Source organism: Cellulophaga sp. L1A9 (assembly GCF_009797025.1).
Lineage (GTDB): Bacteria > Bacteroidota > Bacteroidia > Flavobacteriales > Flavobacteriaceae > Cellulophaga.
Genome location: NZ_CP047027.1, coordinates 3,030,093 through 3,049,107, shown reverse-complemented (window position 1 = coordinate 3,049,107; position 19,015 = coordinate 3,030,093). Strand labels below are relative to the sequence as shown.

20 protein-coding genes are annotated in these 19,015 nt (G+C 33.8%); 16 read left to right on the top strand and 4 right to left on the bottom strand.

Annotation, left to right across the window (positions count from 1 at the left end):
- Positions 1 to 3: 3 nt before the first annotated feature.
- The 3 genes from GQR94_RS13290 to GQR94_RS13280 are packed head-to-tail and all read right to left on the bottom strand — an operon-like array spanning position 4 to position 3,514.
- Positions 4 to 1,518, bottom strand: coding sequence for a sugar ABC transporter ATP-binding protein (locus tag GQR94_RS13290; RefSeq protein WP_158975953.1), 1,515 nt, complete (start codon positions 1,516 to 1,518; stop codon positions 4 to 6).
- A gap of 14 nt (positions 1,519 to 1,532) precedes the next feature.
- Positions 1,533 to 2,594, bottom strand: a complete 1,062-nt coding sequence (locus GQR94_RS13285; protein WP_158975952.1) for a substrate-binding domain-containing protein — start codon at positions 2,592 to 2,594, stop codon at positions 1,533 to 1,535.
- A 32-nt stretch (positions 2,595 to 2,626) separates the two neighbouring features.
- Positions 2,627 to 3,514: a hypothetical protein gene (locus GQR94_RS13280; RefSeq protein ID WP_158975951.1), complete on the bottom strand. Its 888-nt coding sequence runs from the start codon at positions 3,512 to 3,514 to the stop codon at positions 2,627 to 2,629.
- A gap of 400 nt (positions 3,515 to 3,914) precedes the next feature.
- Here GQR94_RS13280 and thrS point away from each other — a divergent pair, with 400 nt between their 5' ends.
- From thrS to GQR94_RS13255, 5 genes are all read left to right on the top strand, one after another.
- Positions 3,915 to 5,855, top strand: a complete 1,941-nt coding sequence (gene thrS, locus GQR94_RS13275) for a threonine--tRNA ligase (RefSeq protein WP_158975950.1) — start codon at positions 3,915 to 3,917, stop codon at positions 5,853 to 5,855.
- A gap of 31 nt (positions 5,856 to 5,886) precedes the next feature.
- On the top strand, positions 5,887 to 6,444 hold the full coding sequence (infC, locus tag GQR94_RS13270; protein WP_370458298.1) for a translation initiation factor IF-3: 558 nt from the start codon (positions 5,887 to 5,889) through the stop codon (positions 6,442 to 6,444).
- A gap of 118 nt (positions 6,445 to 6,562) precedes the next feature.
- Positions 6,563 to 6,760: a 50S ribosomal protein L35 gene (rpmI, locus tag GQR94_RS13265; protein WP_013551342.1), complete on the top strand. Its 198-nt coding sequence runs from the start codon at positions 6,563 to 6,565 to the stop codon at positions 6,758 to 6,760.
- A 94-nt stretch (positions 6,761 to 6,854) separates the two neighbouring features.
- Positions 6,855 to 7,199: a 50S ribosomal protein L20 gene (rplT, locus tag GQR94_RS13260; protein ID WP_013551341.1), complete on the top strand. Its 345-nt coding sequence runs from the start codon at positions 6,855 to 6,857 to the stop codon at positions 7,197 to 7,199.
- Between the two features lie 120 nt (positions 7,200 to 7,319).
- The gene (locus tag GQR94_RS13255; protein ID WP_158975949.1) at positions 7,320 to 7,739 is read left to right on the top strand and encodes a DUF4870 domain-containing protein; all 420 of its coding nucleotides are present in this window, start codon (positions 7,320 to 7,322) and stop codon (positions 7,737 to 7,739) included.
- Here GQR94_RS13255 and GQR94_RS13250 read toward each other — a convergent pair.
- Complete coding sequence (locus tag GQR94_RS13250; protein WP_158975948.1) at positions 7,736 to 8,158, bottom strand: secondary thiamine-phosphate synthase enzyme YjbQ; 423 nt, start codon at positions 8,156 to 8,158, stop codon at positions 7,736 to 7,738. The genes GQR94_RS13255 and GQR94_RS13250 overlap by 4 nt on opposite strands.
- Before the next feature lie 102 nt (positions 8,159 to 8,260).
- Between GQR94_RS13250 and GQR94_RS13245 the strand changes: the two genes are divergently transcribed.
- The 11 genes from GQR94_RS13245 (at position 8,261) to GQR94_RS13195 (ending at position 19,013) form a co-directional block, all read left to right on the top strand.
- Positions 8,261 to 9,061, top strand: a complete 801-nt coding sequence (locus tag GQR94_RS13245) for an HAD family hydrolase (RefSeq protein ID WP_158975947.1) — start codon at positions 8,261 to 8,263, stop codon at positions 9,059 to 9,061.
- A gap of 89 nt (positions 9,062 to 9,150) precedes the next feature.
- A complete protein-coding gene (locus GQR94_RS13240; RefSeq protein WP_158975946.1) occupies positions 9,151 to 9,708 on the top strand; it encodes a TetR/AcrR family transcriptional regulator in 558 nt (185 codons plus the stop codon).
- A gap of 81 nt (positions 9,709 to 9,789) precedes the next feature.
- Positions 9,790 to 10,341, top strand: coding sequence for a carboxymuconolactone decarboxylase family protein (locus tag GQR94_RS13235; protein WP_158975945.1), 552 nt, complete (start codon positions 9,790 to 9,792; stop codon positions 10,339 to 10,341).
- Between the two features lie 338 nt (positions 10,342 to 10,679).
- Positions 10,680 to 11,348, top strand: coding sequence for a hypothetical protein (locus GQR94_RS13230; RefSeq protein WP_158975944.1), 669 nt, complete (start codon positions 10,680 to 10,682; stop codon positions 11,346 to 11,348).
- A 12-nt stretch (positions 11,349 to 11,360) separates the two neighbouring features.
- The gene (locus GQR94_RS13225) at positions 11,361 to 12,050 is read left to right on the top strand and encodes a haloacid dehalogenase type II (RefSeq protein ID WP_158975943.1); all 690 of its coding nucleotides are present in this window, start codon (positions 11,361 to 11,363) and stop codon (positions 12,048 to 12,050) included.
- 85 nt (positions 12,051 to 12,135) lie between these two features.
- Positions 12,136 to 12,870, top strand: a complete 735-nt coding sequence (locus GQR94_RS13220) for an SDR family oxidoreductase (protein WP_158975942.1) — start codon at positions 12,136 to 12,138, stop codon at positions 12,868 to 12,870.
- A 35-nt stretch (positions 12,871 to 12,905) separates the two neighbouring features.
- On the top strand, positions 12,906 to 13,214 hold the full coding sequence (locus tag GQR94_RS13215) for an EthD family reductase (protein WP_158975941.1): 309 nt from the start codon (positions 12,906 to 12,908) through the stop codon (positions 13,212 to 13,214).
- A gap of 77 nt (positions 13,215 to 13,291) precedes the next feature.
- Positions 13,292 to 13,939: a DsbA family protein gene (locus GQR94_RS13210; protein WP_158975940.1), complete on the top strand. Its 648-nt coding sequence runs from the start codon at positions 13,292 to 13,294 to the stop codon at positions 13,937 to 13,939.
- 35 nt (positions 13,940 to 13,974) lie between these two features.
- Positions 13,975 to 15,216, top strand: coding sequence for a beta-ketoacyl-ACP synthase II (gene fabF, locus GQR94_RS13205; protein ID WP_158975939.1), 1,242 nt, complete (start codon positions 13,975 to 13,977; stop codon positions 15,214 to 15,216).
- 25 nt (positions 15,217 to 15,241) lie between these two features.
- Positions 15,242 to 16,312, top strand: a complete 1,071-nt coding sequence (locus GQR94_RS13200; protein ID WP_158975938.1) for an L-dopachrome tautomerase-related protein — start codon at positions 15,242 to 15,244, stop codon at positions 16,310 to 16,312.
- 292 nt (positions 16,313 to 16,604) lie between these two features.
- Positions 16,605 to 19,013, top strand: coding sequence for a TonB-dependent receptor domain-containing protein (locus tag GQR94_RS13195; protein ID WP_158975937.1), 2,409 nt, complete (start codon positions 16,605 to 16,607; stop codon positions 19,011 to 19,013).
- The last annotated feature ends 2 nt before the right edge of the window (positions 19,014 to 19,015 follow it).

Sequence of the window (19,015 nt, the reverse complement as noted above, 5' to 3'; positions counted from 1 at the left end):
AAATTATTTTAAAGGTTTTCCTATAGCGTAGCGAAGTATGTTTTCTTCTGAGAACTTTTCTTTTGGTAATTCCCCATACATAGTTCCTCCATGCATCACTAATATTCTATCTGCAATTCCCATTATTTCTGGCATATCAGATGAAATAACAATTACTCCAACCCCTTTTTTAGCCACCTCATTAATAAGACTGTAGATTTCAACTTTTGCCCCAACATCTACACCACGTGTGGGCTCATCTATTATTATGACTTTACTATCTATACTCAACCATTTAGCTAAAGCAACTTTTTGCTGGTTACCTCCACTTAAGTTTTTAACCTCAACTTCAGATCCTGGTGCTTTAATACTCAATTTTTTCATTAAAGCATTAACACCGTCAAACTCCTTATCCGTTTTAATAAAACCTAGCTTACTTGAAATTGATTTAAAATCTGTTACACTTATATTTTTTCGGATAGATAGTGGCAAAAAGACACCTTCTTCTTTTCTATTTTCAGACACTAGACCTATCTGATGACCAACAGCTTCAACTGGCGATTTTGTTTTTATCTCTTCTCCATTTAAAAAAATACTTCCAGACTTCTTTTTATGTGCTCCGAAAATTAATTTTGCAGTCTCCGTTCTTCCACTACCACCTAAACCAGCAATACCAAGAACCTCTCCTGGTTTAACCGAAAATGAAACATCATGAACCAAAGTATCTTTTGCCGTTAAATTTTTTACTTCAAAAATTGGATCTTTACCTACAACCACATCTCTCAGTGGATACAAATCCTTTAATTCTCTACCAATCATTAAACGTATAATACCATCCGTATCTATTTCAGAAACTGGCATACTACCCGTATCTACACCATCTTTAAGAACAGTTACCGTATCTGCTATTTTGAATACCTCCTCTAAATGATGAGATATGTAAATGATTGAAATTCCCTTTTCTTTTAACTTAAATAAGTTATCAAATAATTTTTGAGTATCTGTAGGATCAAAGACTGTCGTAGGCTCATCTAAAACCAAAATTTTTGTGTCTTCAGAAATAGCTTTTGCAATTTCCACTACTTGTTTTTGAACAATACTCAAATCTCTTACAGTAGCTGAAGCATCAATATCAAACCCTAAAGAATCTATTAACTCCTGAGCATCTTTAGTGATTTCTTTCCAATTCATCCAAAATTTATTTGAACCTAACTTGTGCAAATAAATATTTTCAGCTACAGATAAATCATTTACTAATGACAACTCCTGATATACCACATTAATACCCAAAACTTGACCGTCATGTGTATTTCTAGGATTTATTTCTTCACCGTTCAAAAGAACTTTTCCTGTATCTTTTTGATGTACTCCACTTAAAATTTTCATTAAAGTAGATTTTCCCGCTCCATTCTCCCCAAGTAACGCATGAATTTCTCCATGTTTTACTTTTAGATTTACATTTCCCAAAACCGAAACAATTCCGAAACTTTTAGATATTCCAGACATTTCAAGTCTATATTCACTTTTATTATTTTCCATATCCATCGCCAATTTTAAAATAATGCATTAGGATTATAATATTGAGCAGCATTTTCTTTCGTTATAAGTAATGGTGCCGTAAAAGATGTTTTAGGAAAATCTTTTTTACCATTCATATGTTGAATAGCATATTTAACAGCATTTTTACCAATTTGTACTGGACTATTCATAGCCGTACAGCCGTAAAAATCAGTATCCATAATATATTTTATTGCTTCTTTTTGGCCATCAGCACCCGCTACAATTAATATATCATCTGTTTTCCCCGCTTGCGCAATAGCCTTAATTGCCCCCAATACACATACATCAGATTCTGTAATCACAACATTAACATCAGGGTGCGCAACTAAAATATCCTCCATAGCTTTTAAACCTCCTGCATAGGACCACTCTGTATACATTTGAGTTTTAATATCTAAATCTATATACCCTAAAGTCCTTAACTGTTCTTCCGTAATCCCTTGCAACAAACCTTGTTTACGTGTTCTACCTACAGGATTCCCCGCATTACCACTTAACAAAGCTATGTTCATTTTTTTCTTACCAAACTCTTTAGCCAACCATTCTCCTGCTAATTCCCCATTTGCTAAGTTGTTTGATTGAATTGTAGTTACATACTCTGCAGAAGGATCTATAGAACTATCAATAATAAACACAGGAATACCTGCAGCCTTTGCTAATTTAGTTACCCCAACCAATGCATCAGGATCTTTAGGATTCAATAATAACACATCTACTCCTTTAGTAATCAAATCTTCAACAGCAGCAACCTGTTTATTTATATCATCTTGACCATCCGCTGATAAAAAAATCATTCCATTTTTTTCGGTTGTTTCTTTAATACTCTGTAATAATGCCTGATAATAAGGACCATTTAATGTTGGGGTACAGTAACCAATAGTTTTCCCTGAAAGATCAATTGAACTTTCTATAAGCTCATCTCCGTTTGTCCCGCTTTCTCTTTTCCCTTTTGAGTCTTGGATAGGCTCTGCACATCCAATAACACTAAATAAGATCATACACATTACAAAAGACCTAAGCAAGTACTCGGTAGTTTGATTAATTTTTAGTTTCATTTGTTTTTGTTTTTGTTGAGATTTAATTTTTTTTAAAATAAAGTAATATCTAATTGAAGTACTGTTTTTTCCTTTTCAGGGTTCCACATAGCAGTAACTTCTACTGGCATTTTATAGTTTCCGAAATTAATGTCCTTACCTAAAGTCGCACCTACATTAATAATATTACTAGAACCTTCTGTATAAAATGTTTTATCTGTAAAAAATGACCAAGCACCACCTGCGAAAAGAGACAAACTGTAATCATCTTTTTGCCATACTTTAGTCTTTACTTCAAAATAATGCGTCCAAGAATTTTTCAATGAAGCATCGTCCTGCACTTCATAATCGCCAGACCCACCACCTAATATTGTAGCGAAGTATAATAAGGTATTGTCAGAAATAGTATATCCGAAGTTTAAATCTACAAAATTATATCCTTGTGTTTTATCATAACTCCAATACTCCAACTTATCCCCTCTTTCTTCTACACCCGTATAATTATTATGAGAAACCGCCTCTATAAAGAATTTATCCGAAAAACGATATAAGGTATAGATTGAAAATTCTTGGTAATTAGCACCTACATAATCTCCGGTCTCTTTATTAACAACATCTACACTTGTTAAACTGGCTCCACCCCAAACACCAAAAGTAAACTTCTGATCTCTAGTTTTATATTCTAAACTTGTTGCAAAGACGGCACCAGGATGAACAACAAAACCATGCCATGTATGCATGTTTTTTATATGTCCACTTGCATTAAAAGCTTTATAAGTGTCCTTTTCCATTTCACCCTCTTGAGCGGAAGAAATATTTACTCCCATGGTTAGTAAAATACTAAATAAAGCTATAGGCAACGTTTTCAAGCGGTTAACTTTTACTAAAGAATGAGCCGAGGTCAATGTCTCATGTACTAGTGTTTTTCTTATGTTTTTCATAATTCAGGGCATTACATAGATCAAAATACTTATTAAACGTACTTATAACGTTTTTTCAAAAGTAAAATAAAAATTGACATAACAATAAATTTTAACATATTTAAATCACTATATACCAATTTATAAGGTCTTTTTTTATCAATAATCATTAATTTGAAAAAAATATAATATATATCAAAGCGTAATATAAACGCTTGAAAAAAAAGTAACAGATAAACTCCATTGGACAGCTAGTCCTATTTCTAATTACACCCACCCCTTACCCCAAAAACCGGCAACTATTATATTTAATTATCAGAACAATCACATTATTTAGAATTAGCTTTATAAAAAAGTATCTAAAATATTATTGAAAGTATTTTTGATGCCCTTATCTTTACAGCTTATAATTATTTTCAGTATGATTAAGATTACATTACCAGACGGTAGTATTAGAGCGTGCGAAAAAGGAAGCACACCAATGGATGTGGCTAAAAGCATTAGTGAAGGATTTGCAAGAAACGTGATTTCTGCAAAATTCAATGACACAGTACTTGAAGTGACCACCCCCCTTTTAGAGGATGGTTCTCTAGTATTATATTCTTGGAATGATGCCGCAGGTAAAAAAGCTTTTTGGCATTCGTCATCCCACGTCGTGGCCCAGGCCATAGAAGAATTATACCCTGGTGTAAAATTAACCATAGGACCTGCAATTGATAACGGATTTTATTATGATGTTGATTTAGGTGATAAAACTATCTCTGACAAAGATTTCCCCGCCATTGAAAAAAAGGCATTAGAAATTGCCAGAGGCAAGCATAACTTTAAAATGCATCCTGTTTCAAAAGCAGAGGCATTACAAAAATACAAGGAACAAGGCAACGAGTACAAGGTTGAACTTATAGAAAACCTTGAAGATGGCACGATCACGTTTTGTGATCATGATACGTTTACAGATTTATGTAGAGGTGGTCATATTCCCAACACTGGAATCATAAAAGCTATTAAAATTTTAAGTGTTGCAGGAGCTTACTGGAGAGGTGACGAGAATAAACCACAACTTACTAGAGTCTACGGTATTTCTTTCCCTAAACAAAAAGAACTTACTGAATACTTAGAATTATTAGAGCAAGCAAAACAGCGAGACCACAGAAAGCTTGGAAAAGAATTAGAACTTTTTACTTTTTCCGCTAAAGTAGGTCAAGGTTTACCACTATGGCTACCTAAAGGTGCTGCGTTACGGGAACGATTAGAAAACTTTTTAAAGAAAGCACAGAAGAAAGCAGGGTACGAAATGGTGGTAACGCCACATATTGGCCAAAAGGAACTATATGTCACTTCAGGTCACTATGCTAAATATGGAGCAGATAGTTTTCAACCTATCAAAACTCCTAAAATGGATGAGGAATTCTTATTAAAACCAATGAATTGCCCACACCATTGTGAAATTTACAATTTCAAACCTCATTCCTACAAAGACTTACCGAAGCGATTTGCTGAGTTTGGAACTGTTTACAGATATGAACAAAGTGGAGAATTACACGGTTTAACTCGTGTTAGAGGATTTACACAAGATGATGCTCATATATTTTGTACACCAGATCAATTAGATGAAGAGTTTAAAAACGTAATTGACTTATCGCTTTATGTATTAGGTTCTTTAGGTTTTGATAATTTTACAGCACAAGTATCTGTACGCGATTTAACAAAACCAGAAAAATACATTGGTTCTGTAGAGAATTGGGAGAAGGCCGAAAATGCAATTATCAATGCAGCGAAGGAAAAAGGACTTGATTTCGTAATTGAAAGCGGCGAAGCTGCATTCTATGGTCCAAAGTTAGACTTTATGGTTAAAGATGCCCTTGGCAGACAATGGCAATTAGGTACTATTCAAGTAGATTACAACCTACCTGAACGCTTTGACCTTACCTATAAAGGTAGTGACAATGAACTCCACAGACCTGTAATGATTCACCGTGCTCCATTCGGTAGTATGGAACGTTTTATCGCTCTTTTACTAGAACACACAGGAGGTAATTTCCCGCTTTGGTTAATCCCTGAACAAGCTATAATTTTACCTGTCAGCGAGAAACATGAAAAATATGCAGAAAAAGTTTTAAAATCGCTAGAAAAACACGAAATTCGCGCACTTGTTGACAAGCGTAACGAGACCGTCGGCAAAAAAATACGAGAAGCAGAGATGAACAAGTTACCGTTTATGCTCATCGTAGGAGAAAATGAAGAGGCTGAGGAAACCATTTCTGTACGTAGACATGGAGGCGAAGATTTAGGCTCAATTACAATTTCTGACTTTAACGAGTTGGTAACTAAAGAAATAAATAGTACCTTAAAGTCGTTTTAAAAAAAATAAGTTTAATTAAAAAGATTTAGTCATAGCAATAAGAAAAAGATTTAAGCCCCAACCACGGAGGGAAAACAAAAACCCTCACAAAATCAACGAACAAATACTTTCTCCTAACGTAAGGTTGGTAGGTGATAATGTAGAAGTTGGTGTTTACCCTATAAGGGAAGCACTTAACAAATCTGAGGAATTAGAATTAGATTTGGTAGAAATATCTCCAAATGCTGATCCGCCTGTTTGTAAAATAACAGATTATAAAAAATTCTTATACGAGCAAAAGAAGCGCGAAAAAGTCATGAAGGCTAAAGCGACGAAAGTTATCGTAAAAGAAATTCGTTTTGGACCACAAACTGATGATCATGATTATGAGTTTAAAAAGAAACACGCAGAGAAATTTTTAAAAGACGGTGCTAAATTAAAAGCATACGTATTTTTTAAAGGACGTTCTATTGTATATAAAGATCAAGGAGAAATACTTTTATTAAAGTTAGCTTCTGAATTAGAAGATCTTGGAAAAGTAGAACAAATGCCTCGATTAGAAGGAAAGAGAATGACGATGTTCATTGCTCCGAAGACGAATAAGAAATAACACCAATACTGTTTTAATACAATATTAAAATAGTAAGATCATAAAGAACTTGCCAGCTGAAAAGCCGGCATTTTCAATAATAATAATAAGCGAGATAAATTAATAAACTAGGAACAAGATGCCTAAACAAAAAACAAAATCCAGTGCTAAAAAGCGTTTTAAGCTTACAGGTTCGGGTAAAATCAAAAGAAAGCACGCTTTTAAGAGTCACATTTTGACGAAAAAATCTAAAAAGCGTAAGCTAGCGTTAACACATTCAGGGTTAGTTCACCAGGCTGATGTTAACAGTATTAAAGAGCAATTACGTTTAAAGTAATTTTCTCTTTACCGGTAAATTAATTATTAACCATGGAGTTAGGCCTTAAAAGTGTCGATCATCGACCGCCTACTACAAAAAACAATTTAAAAGTATGCCAAGATCAGTAAATTCAGTTGCTTCAAGAGCCAGAAGAAAAAAGGTAATGAAGCAAGCCAAAGGTTACTTTGGAAGACGTAAAAACGTTTGGACAGTAGCAAAAAATGCAGTTGAAAAAGCAATGTTATATGCTTATAGAGACCGTAGAAATAAGAAAAGAAATTTCCGTTCATTATGGATCACACGTATTAATGCAGGTGCTCGTTTACACGGAATGTCTTACTCTCAGTTTATGGGGAAAGTAAAAGCTAACAACATCGAATTAAACCGTAAGGTTTTAGCCGATTTAGCAATGAATCACCCAGAAGCTTTTAAAGCTGTCGTTCAAAAAATAAAGTAACACTAACAATATATCTCGCTTATAAAAAATCCGATTCTAACGAATCGGATTTTTTTTTATCCTATCGTATACTTATCCTCTATTTAAATACGTTACCTATTTTCAGTAAGAATTATGAAAATGAATGAATACAATTTAGTTGAAAAGCCTACAATTGAAAATACGTTAAAAGAAGATAACAGCACATTAGCACTTCTACATTACAGTCAATTATTAAATTTATTTGGTTTTTTTGGTATTATCGTACCCGTAATCTTATGGGCAACAAAAAAACAAGAAATTCAGGGAATGGACGAACATGGCAAGCATGTTATCAATTATCAATTAAGTATGCTTTTATATGGTGCTATTTTCGCCATCTTATTTTTTGTTTCTATCATACTAACCTTTCTACTAATAGGGTTTGTATTCCTCATTATACTCTGTATTATAGGAATCCCTCTAGCATTGCTATTAATTATCTATCCTATTATTGGTGGCATTGCTGCTTCAAAAGGAGAATTTTACAAGTACCCATTAACCATTAAATTTATTAATTAGTTTCCAAAAGCAGTAATAACAATAGTTCTTCCAGAAGCGCTATCACGATGTTCACATAAATATATACCTTGCCAGATTCCTAAATTCAACTGGCCATTTGTAATTGGGATTTGAACAGAAGCCCCCATTAAAGAAGATTTAATATGCGCAGGCATATCGTCAGAACCCTCATAATCATGTTTATAATACGGTTGATCTTCAGGCACCATAACATTCATATGACTTTCAAAATCTAGGCGTACTGTTGGGTCTGCATTTTCATTAATGGTTAAACTAGCCGAGGTATGCTTTATAAATACCTGAAACATACCCACCTTAATATTCTTTACCTCCGGAAGTTCTCGCAACACGTGTTCTGTAATTAAATGAAAACCTCTAGAAAAACTTTTTAACCTTAATTCCGATTGATAAAACATCATTTCCTTTAACATTTATAAACTAATATTAATACAAACTTATCTATTTAAACACGAATGTTCGATGCTTATAGAATAACTTTGCAGCTTTTAAATTTTGAAACTATGGATCTATCAAAAATAAAAATGGTTGTTACAGATATGGACGGAACACTTTTAAACTCCGACCATCAAGTTAGCGACAAATTCTTTTCATTGTTTGAAGCCTTAAAAAAGAGAGACATAAAGTTTGTCGCTGCTAGCGGAAGACAGTACCATAGTATCATTGACAAATTAGATTCCATAAAAGATGATATTATTGTCATTGCTGAAAACGGTGGATTTACCATGCAAAATGGAAAAGAACTTTTAGTGACTCCTTTACCCAATGCTACAAAAAACGAAGTTATTAATCTATTAGACGGAGTGAAAAATGTTCACCCTGTACTTTGCGGTAAAAACACCGCATACATAACAAACCAATCTACTTTATTTGAGCATAAGTTAAAAGAATACTACACAAACTATAAGGTACTAGATACCTTAAATGATTTTGATGCTGAGATAGTAAAAATTGCTATTTATCATTTTGAAAGCTCTGAAAAGTACATTTATCCGAAGGTATTCCATTTAGAAAATGAATTACAGGTTAAAATCTCTGGTGCTAATTGGGTGGATATTTCTAGTAAAAATGCTAATAAAGGCTATGCTTTAGAAAAAGTCATGCAACAAAATAACATTGAACCCCATGAATTATTAGTATTCGGAGATTACAATAATGATCTTGAAATGCTAGCGTTAGCAGACTACAGTTTTGCAATGAAAAATGCACATCCTAAGGTATTAGAATTAGCCAATTACCAGACTGAAAGTAATGATAATTTTGGAGTTGAACGAATCCTAGAACAGCTAATCAACTCAAAATAAAGCACTTCATTCCATAATTTACAATTAAAAGTTAAAAGCTTTTTTTATTTCAAAGCATCTGCTTAGTTTTGTAGCGTAGTTTAGAACTAATGGCACGTAAAAAACAATATAACGAAGAAGAAGTAATCAATAAAGCAATGCGGCTTTTTTGGAAAAATGGTTACGAAGCTACTTCCGTGCGTATGTTAGAGAAAGAAATGGGCATCAACCAATTCTCTATCTACTCTAGTTTTAAAAATAAACAAGGTGTTTTTTTAGAAAGCATTAAAAATTATAAGAAAGAAATTAATGGAATTAAGGAAATACTGAGACAATCTAATAACGGTGTCACAGGCATTCAACAATATTTTTATAATTTTTTAGAATTTTCAAAAGAAGGAACACTAAGAAAAGGTTGTTTGGTAACCAATTCTGTCAACGAAATTAAAAACGATGCAGATCCTGAGGTTATGGTAGAACTTAAAAAGTTCGCAAATGAAATTAGAACTTTATTTGTAAGTAATCTAAAACAAGACGACCAAAGAAAGGAAATAGAATGTAAAGCAGATTTTTTAATGAATAGTCTTTTGGGTTTATCCATAGCATCAAAAGTATTTGATAAAGATCAGCTAGAAAATATAATAGAAGTTACATTTAAAAACCTGTAACTTTTTTTTGCCACATAACTAAGCGTATGCTTAGTTATTATTTAAATAAAACGAATAAATAATAATATAAAAATTAAAATTATGACAACTTTAAAAGTTCACAATATTGAATCTGCACCAGAAGCTGCAAAACCATTATTAGAAGGTTCTAAAAAAGCATATGGAATGATTCCTGGCTTACATGGCGTTTTAGCTGGAGCTCCTGGATTATTGAAAGCTTATCAAGATTTACATCAATTATTTACAGAAACATCATTTAATAATGAAGAACTTACTGTAGTTTGGCAAACTATCAATGTAGAACACGCTTGCCATTATTGTGTACCTGCACATACCGGAATTGCAAAAATGATGAAAGTTGATGATGCTATTACCGAAGCATTGCGTAATGAAACTCCTTTAGCAGATGCTAAGTTAGAAGCACTACGTACTATGACCTTAGCCATTACTCGTAACCGTGGGAATGTTTCTCAAGAAGATTTAAATGCTTTTTATGCGGCTGGCTACAGTGAGCAACAAGTATTAGAGATTATTTTAGGCCTTTCTCAAAAAGTAATTAGCAATTATACAAATCATATTGCAAATACTCCAGTAGATGATGCTTTCAAGAGTTTTGCTTGGTCTAAAAAATAAAAAGTATAATGCCACATGTAGATAAATGATGCAGAAGAGTGGCATATTTAAACCTTCCGTTTTAAAATCGGGAGGTTTAATTTTTTGAATACTATCCTGTTTATGGTTCTATTTACTGCAACGCATCTATTATAGAAGATCTGGCTATTAGGATTCATATGTATATAGTTTTTATAGTATGCTAGAATTACATTTCAGCTGATGGACACCCCTAAAGTTCATACCTTTAAGTGGGATAGTTTTCCCCTATCAAACATCCGTCCTTTTTTAGATAAAAAGAAAAGTGGAGACAGAAAGCCCTAATATTAGTTTTAAATTAAAAAACAACTAAGATCAATATGGAAATACAAAGCATCAACATAAAAAAGTTAGCAAAGTATTCTGTAGAAGAAGTACTTAGAACAAATACAGATGCTCCTGGATTCGTTTTTTTAGATTTTGGAAAAAGCCTAAGCTCTTACAAATTAAGAGAAATTATGGTGAATTTAAAAAAAGAGTTATCTAGTATTACTATAAACAAATACGATAAAAAATTAAGTTACCATTGGCTTGTGCGTTTTGATCAACAGGAAAATACCCCTTTCCATATAGACAATGCAGAAGATGAATCTTTTTTAATGCTAGGTTATGAACCTAGTGAAATAACAAGCGAATTATACATAGCCGATTATCATAAATTTGCTACTAATAATGAATTTGCTCCTACAGATTATTTAAGAAATTTTACGCCTGTATTCAAAGAAGAGGAATCTTTATTACTGCCATTTATTACTAAAATAGCGTCATTTCATAAAAATACTTACAAAATTGTTTTAATAAACAATAGTAAACCAAAACCTGTAGCTAAAACTTTGGGCGTATTTCACAAAGCACAAATTGTTCGTCAAGATTTAAAGAAGAGTAGAATAGTAAATTCTATGATTATTAATATGATTCCAACTAACAAAATTATAGATAATGAGCCAGATGAAAATGAATTTTTAAAGACAGCTATAATAAGTAAATAAAAACTATTTTATATGGAAACTAAAACAAGACCTAAAGTATTATTTTTTGATGTAAACGAATCTTTACTAGATTTAAACGTAATGAAAAAAAGCGTTGGCAAATCATTAGACGATCGGGAAGATCTATTACCACTGTGGTTTTCTACCATGTTACATTATTCTTTAGTAACCACTCTTAGCGAACAATTTACAGATTTTAGTGCTATTGGAGCCGCAGCTTTACAAATGGTAGCAGCAAATAATGCTATTACTATTTCAGAAGAAGATGCAAAAGAAGTAATGACCACATTTAGCGCATTACCTCCGCATCCAGAAGTTAAAGAAGCTTTAACGGCTCTAAAAGATGCAGGCTACACACTCGTATCTTTGACTAATTCTTCTACAAAAGGAGTAGAAACTCAATTTAAAAATGCCGGATTGACACATTTTTTTGATGAACGTTTAAGTGTTGAAGCGTTTGGAAAATACAAACCTGCCAAGGATGTTTATACTTGGGCTGCAAATAAAATGGGCGTAGCACCAAAAGATTGCATAATGATTGCTGCCCACGGGTGGGATATTGCGGGTGCAATTTGGGCAGGTTGGAGAGGTGCATTTATAGCGAGACCAGGAAAACAATTATACCCTTTAGCACCACCTCCAGAAATTAATGAACCTAATTTATTATTAATTGCAGAGAAGCTTATTGCTCTTAAAGCATAATTAACACCTGCTTTTCTAGGACTTAAATAAAAATAACACACATGAACTAAGTAAGTACTTAGTTGAAACTAAAAACAAATAAAAAATGAGTATTTCAATAGAAAATAAAATTGCTTTAGTCACTGGAGCAAATAGAGGAATTGGCAAAGCCATCGTGGAATCCCTTATAAATCACGGCGCAAAAAAAGTATATTTAGCAGTACGTGACATAACATCAACTAAGGAACTAGAAGAAAAATTCGGAGCAAAAGTTGTGTCTATTAAAGCCGATGTTTCTAGTACGGCCTCTATAAATGATTTAGCCAAACAAGCAACAGATGTTGATATTGTAGTAAATAATGCTGGCGTAGGAACACCACAAGCTACACTTGGCAAAGATGTAGAAAAAGATTTTGCGCATCAATTAGAAGTTAATGCTTTTGGATTGCTTCGCGTAGCAAATGCTTTTGCTGAAACATTAATCGAAAATAAAGGGGCATTGGTGCAATTAAACTCCATCGCCTCTATTAAAAACTTCGCACATTTATCTACTTATTCCGCTTCCAAAGCAGCTTCTTACTCTTTAACACAAGGGCTGAGAACAGAATTAGGAGCAAAAGGAGTATCCGTATTAAGTGTGCATCCAGGACCTATCGCCACAGATATGGGTGCTGCAGCTGGCTTTGATGATGGTGCAGCTACAACAGTGGTATCAGAAGGTATTATTAATGCACTTGAAGCAGGAGACTTTCATTTATTTCCAGATGAAATGGCGAAACAAGTAGAAAGCGCTTACCAAAGCTTTTCTGATGGTGTAGTCTTGGCAGATTTTACAGCATAAAACAAAAACAATTACAAATTTAAATAATATATAAAATGATAAAATTAACAGTACTTTATCCAAATACACCAGAATTAAAATTTGATAAGGCATATTATATCAAGGAACACGGGCAATTATTAAAAGATTTATTAGGAGATGCTATACGCTCCTCTGACGTAAATATGGGCCTATCAGGTGCCAATCCAAATACTCCTGCTCCTTATGTTGTAATTGCAAATATTATTTTTGAATCTTTGGAGTCATTTCAGGAATCTTTTGGTGCAAACGCTGAAAAGATTTTAGGTGATCTTCCTAATTTTACAAACGTAAAACCAGAAGTTCAGATCAGTGAAATTATGTAACTTTTTACGAGTTTTATATTCAAGAGAAGAAGTCTATAAACAGGGTTTCTTCTCTTTTATCTTTAAAAAATAATAAGATGGCAGAAAAAATTAAAATAGATGTAGTTTCAGATGTTGTATGTCCTTGGTGTGCTATTGGATATAAACGTCTTGAGCAAGCCATTACAGAAATGGGCATCCAAGATAAAGTAACCATAGAATGGCAACCCTTTGAGTTGAATCCTAATATGCCTGTAGAAGGTCAAGATTTAGAAGAACATATCTCAGAAAAATATGGCTCTACGATAGAACAGCAAAAAGAATCTCAAGAGCGCATGACCGATTTTGGTGCAGAACTCGGTTTTAAATTCGATTATTTTGATGGTATGCGTATGGCCAATACCTTTGATGCGCACGTACTTTTAGAATATGCTAAAGAACAAGGGCTGCAAACTGAGTTAAAAATGCGATTAATGAATGCTTTTTTTGGAGCGCATAAAGATGTATCAGACAGAGCTATCCTAAAGCAAGAATTAGAAGCTATTGGTTTAAATGCTACTAAAGCTTTTACATTATTAGATAATGAAGAGATACGTGCTAAGGTAAAATCTGAAGAAGAGTACTGGAAAAGTTTGGGAGTAAACTCTGTACCTACTGTAGTCTTTAATAGAAAAAGCGCACTTACAGGTGCACAACCTGTAGCTGTATATAAACAAGTGCTAACAGAGCTTTTAGAAGCAAAATAACACTTAGGCAGCAAATTAAAAACTAAAAAAAAACTATGAAAAGAGTAGTCATTACTGGTTTAGGAGCGTTAACTCCAATAGGAAACTCCGTAGATACATTTTGGAAAAATGCTATTAACGGACAAAGTGGTGCATCAAAAATCACCAAATTTGATACCTCCTTATTTAAAACAAAATTTGCTGCTGAACTTAAAGATTTTGATCCTAAAAAATATTTAGATCGCAATCAAATAAAAAGAAGTGATCTTTTTACGCAATACGCACTATACAGTGTTGCCGAAGCAATGGAAGATAGTGGCTTGGATATTAGCAAAATGTCTCCTTTTGATATTGGCGTTATTTGGGGAACGGGCCAAGGAGGCATGCAAACTTTCGAAGATGAAGTTAAAAATTATGTAGAAGGCAATAAAAACCCACGCTTTAGTCCGTTTTTTATTCCGAAGCTATTATCAAATATGGCTTCTGGATTAATTGCGATGAAATATGGTTTAATGGGTATTAATTATACGGCTGTTTCTGCTTGTGCATCTTCTAGTTCTGCTATTATGGATGCTTTTAATTACATCCGTTTAAACAAAGCCAAGGTTATGGTTACCGGGGGTTCAGAATCTCCCATAACTGAAGCCTCTATTGGAGGATTCAACGCAATGAAAGCTTTATCTACTGCTAATGATAATGCAGAAGGAGCTTCTAGACCATTTGATGTAGACAGAAGTGGTTTTGTCATGGGCGAAGGTGCTGGTGCCTTAATCTTAGAAGAATATGAGCATGCTAAAAAACGTGGGGCTACCATCTATGCTGAAGTTGTTGGTGCCGCAATGACGGATGATGCTTATCATATATCTGCAACACACCCAGAAGGCTTAGGAGCTATTAAAGCCATGCAACTGGCAATGGAGGAGGCTAACATAAACCCTGATGCTGTTAATTACTTAAATACGCATGCAACCTCTACTCCTGTTGGAGATATTAGCGAGGTTAAAGCTGTAGCGACTACCTTCAACAATAGTTTTGATACCCTTAAAATAAGTGCCACAAAATCTATGACGGGACATTTACTTGGTGCTGCTGGTGCAATAGAAGCTATATTAGCAATAAAAGCTATACAGCACAATATTATACCTCCTACCATTAATACAACAACATTAGATCCTGAAATTCCCGCAGGTATGCCAATTGTAATGAAGGAAGCTATCCCCCATAATGTTACCATAGCCATGAGTAATACCTTTGGATTTGGTGGTCACAATGCGACTACAATTTTTAAGAAAATATAATTAATCACAAATTAAAATCAAGACAATGAAACCCATTCTTTATCCATTTTTAGCCGCTCTACTCTTCGTTTCTTGTAAGCAAAGCACAAAGGAACCAAAGGAAATATCAAGTACAACTAAAACTCCAGAGATTACAGCAGTAGCTTCGTTTACAGGACAGCAGGTTACAGGTGTTACTTTGAGCGATACGGGGCGAATTTTTGTGAATTTTCCGAGATGGAGAAAAGGGGTCACAAATTCAGTGGTAGAATTAAGTAAAGGTATTGAAACCCCGTTTCCTAATAAAGAATGGAACTCTTGGGAGATTGGGGATAAGGTAGAAGCGCAAAAATTTATTGGCGTGCAATCTGTAGTTGCCTTTGAAGATAAAGTATATATTTTGGACACTAGAAGTCCGCTTTTTCAAGAAGTACTGGATGCTCCTCGAGTATTTGTTTTTAACCTAAACACAAATGCATTAGAACATACTTATGTTTTAAGTGAATCGGCATATCATCCTAATTCCTATATCAATGATTTACGCGTAGACAAAAAGAATAATAAAATCTATTTTACAGATTCCGGAAATTCTGGTCTTGTCATCTTAGACTTAAAAACAGAAACGTTTCGTAGAGTTTTAGATGACCATACCTCTACAGCAGCAGAGCAAAGTTTTTTAAATTTCGCCAATGGTAAATGGACAAACACCGTAAATTCTGATGGCATAGCTTTAGATACAAAAAATGACAAATTATATTACCACGCCCTTACCGGGTATAGCTTATATAGCATACCAACGCAAGCATTAGTTTTTGAGGATGAACTTGATCTTGAAAAAGCGGTTACCTTAGAAGCTAAAACATCTGCTCCTGACGGGATGATTTTTGATGAAAATGGCAATCTATATTATGCCGATTTAGAAAATAATAAAATCATGTATCGCAAGACAGATGGGAGCATACATATTCTAGTTGAAGGTGATAAGGTAAAATGGGCTGATACCTTTAGCATTTACAACAACCAATTATATTACACCAATTCTAGAATAAATGAAGTTACAGCAGACATATCTGAGATGGAATTTACAGTAAACCGAGTAGATTTACCAGAGAAATAGCAGCTCGTATTACTTGAATTTTTTAGAGATTTTAAATCTACTAAGCCATTAAAATAATCTATTAAGATTTATTTTAATGGCTTTTTTATTACGCTCAAAAAAAAACATCAAGACTCGTTATTCGTAGCAAAAAATTACGTCCACTACTCCACCATAAACATCTTATTTAAAGCAACTTAAAATTAAAAGAAGCCAAACACATCTTTAAATGTTAAAAATTTTTAGATTTTATTTGGAATTAGTCTAAATAAATGAATAGTTTTACATTATTATTTTTAATTAGTCTAAATAAATGCGCATACCAACTATTGTTTTAACTTTTTTATTTTGTCATTTTGGGTTTTCCCAAACAGGGGAACTATCTGGACTAATTCTATTAGAGGATAATACACCCGTAATCAATGCGCACATCAAAGTTGTAGGTACAACTTACAGTGCCATAACCGATTTTGATGGAAAATTTGAAATAGAGTACCTAAAATATGGCACTTACGACATTCTTATTTCTACTATCGAAGCGTATAAAAAGACGGTCTCTATTACTATAACTCAAGAAAAAACTTCAATGACCACCACTGTCACAAGAAAAACTAATGAACTGAGTGAAGTGGTGGTAAACGGCCAAAGCAAAGAGACAAAGTTAGAAACGGCAGGGTATGCCGTGAACGTTGTCAAAACAGAAGAAGCCAGTATCCGAAACATTCAGACCAACGAATTGTTAAATACTACCGTTGGAGTAAAAATTCGTCAAAATGGAGGTTTAGGCTCTGATGTAACTTACAGTCTAAATGGATTATCGGGTAGCTCCATAAGAATTTTTATAAATGGTATTCCTAGTTCCACTTATGGTTCTTCTTTTAATTTAAATAGTATTCCGCCTTCCATGATTAAAAACATTGAGGTCTATAAAGGCGTAGTTCCTGGGCATTTGGCTGATGACGCCTTAGGTGGCGCCATCAATATAGTACTGCATGATGAAATTAAAAATCACCTTAATGCATCAGCGTCATATGGTTCTTTCAACACTTTACAGACTAGCGTCAATGGGGTATATCGTTTTGATAAATCAGGTTTTACTGTAAAAGGTTCATTTTTTCATAATCATTCTGATAATGACTATAAAGTATCTGGAAGAAGTGTTTTAGTTACCGGTATTGGAGGTGTACAAACACCTATCACCGCTAGAAGGTTTAATGATGCGTATAGATCTACAGGCGGAATGGTGCACTTTGGTTATACCAATGTGTCATGGGCCGATCAGTTTTTTATAGGATTAACAGGTTCTGATGATTATAAAGAAGTGCAACACGGTGCTTTTATGACCATTACTCCCTATAAAGATAGATTTCTAGAATCAGATGCTCTTCTGGCAAACCTAAGCTACCAAAAGAAAAATCTATTTACAAAAGGATTAGCACTAACTATAAATGGATTGTACGGAAAAAGAAACCGTGCGGTAAATGATACCGTAGCCTGGGCATATAGTTGGGCTGGAGAACGAGCAATAGATTTTAGAGGGAATGAATATCAATATACTTGGGGTTCACAACAAGAGGGTGGCCCCACTTTATCAAAAATAAAAAGAAAAGTAGCTGCCATCAGAACTGGATTATCGTATAGTATTACAGACCATCACAAAGTCTTATTGAATCATGTGTATAGCGGTATAGACAGGGAAGACAGTGATGCCCTACAATCTGTTTTAGAAAACACCTTTATAGGAACAAGAGATTTACATAAAAACATCTTCTCTTTAACGTATGAATTAACTGCCCTTGATGACCAGCTAAAAGCAAGTGTATTTGGTAAACACTACCAGCAAAAAACAATTAGTATTGATCCCGAAATTGAAGCCGATGAAGATGGTAATGATAGGGTAGTTGATGAAACTATAACTAGTATTAACGCCTACCAAGGCTATGGTTTCGCATCGTCTTATGCCATCGCTCCTAACATAACACTATTAGCTTCTGCAGAAAAAGCCATTCGGTTACCTGATGAAACAGAAGTTTTTGGGAATGATGGTGATAATGTAGTTGCCAACCCAAATATACGACCAGAAATAAGTAACAATTACAATCTAGGTTTTCGCTTTGGAAGCTTTAAAATAAAAAAACACGAGTTTACTATAGCTACAAATCTATTTACGAGAAATATTAAAGATAGAATTGGTTTGCCTATTGAAACATCTCTTAATGTTGATGATGAATTAATTGTATATGTAAACCAAGGAAATGCAAAATCTAAGGGAATTGATGCTCAATTGAATTATAGTTACAATAACAATCTAGGCTTTAATTTCAATATCTCTCGGTTTGATTTAACCACAGAAACAACCGCCGGAACAGCATTTGATATTCCCAACACTCCGTTTTTCACTATGAATGGGAGTTTACGCTATTCATTCAAAAATTTCATACAACAAAAATCAAACCTTAACCTCTTCTACACCCTATACTTTACGGATGAGTTTTCATACTTGGTATCACAAGGATCAAATACCGTTGGAGATGATTTTTTTAAAGTACCGCAACAAGTGGTCCAAGACCTTGGTCTTAGCTACGCTTTTCCAGGTAACAAATTTGTAGTGAGTTTTGATATCAAAAATATAGTTGACAAACCTGTATATGACAACCTATCCGTTCAAAAACCAGGAAGAGCTTTTTACTTGAAAATAAATTACACACTAGATAAATTATAATC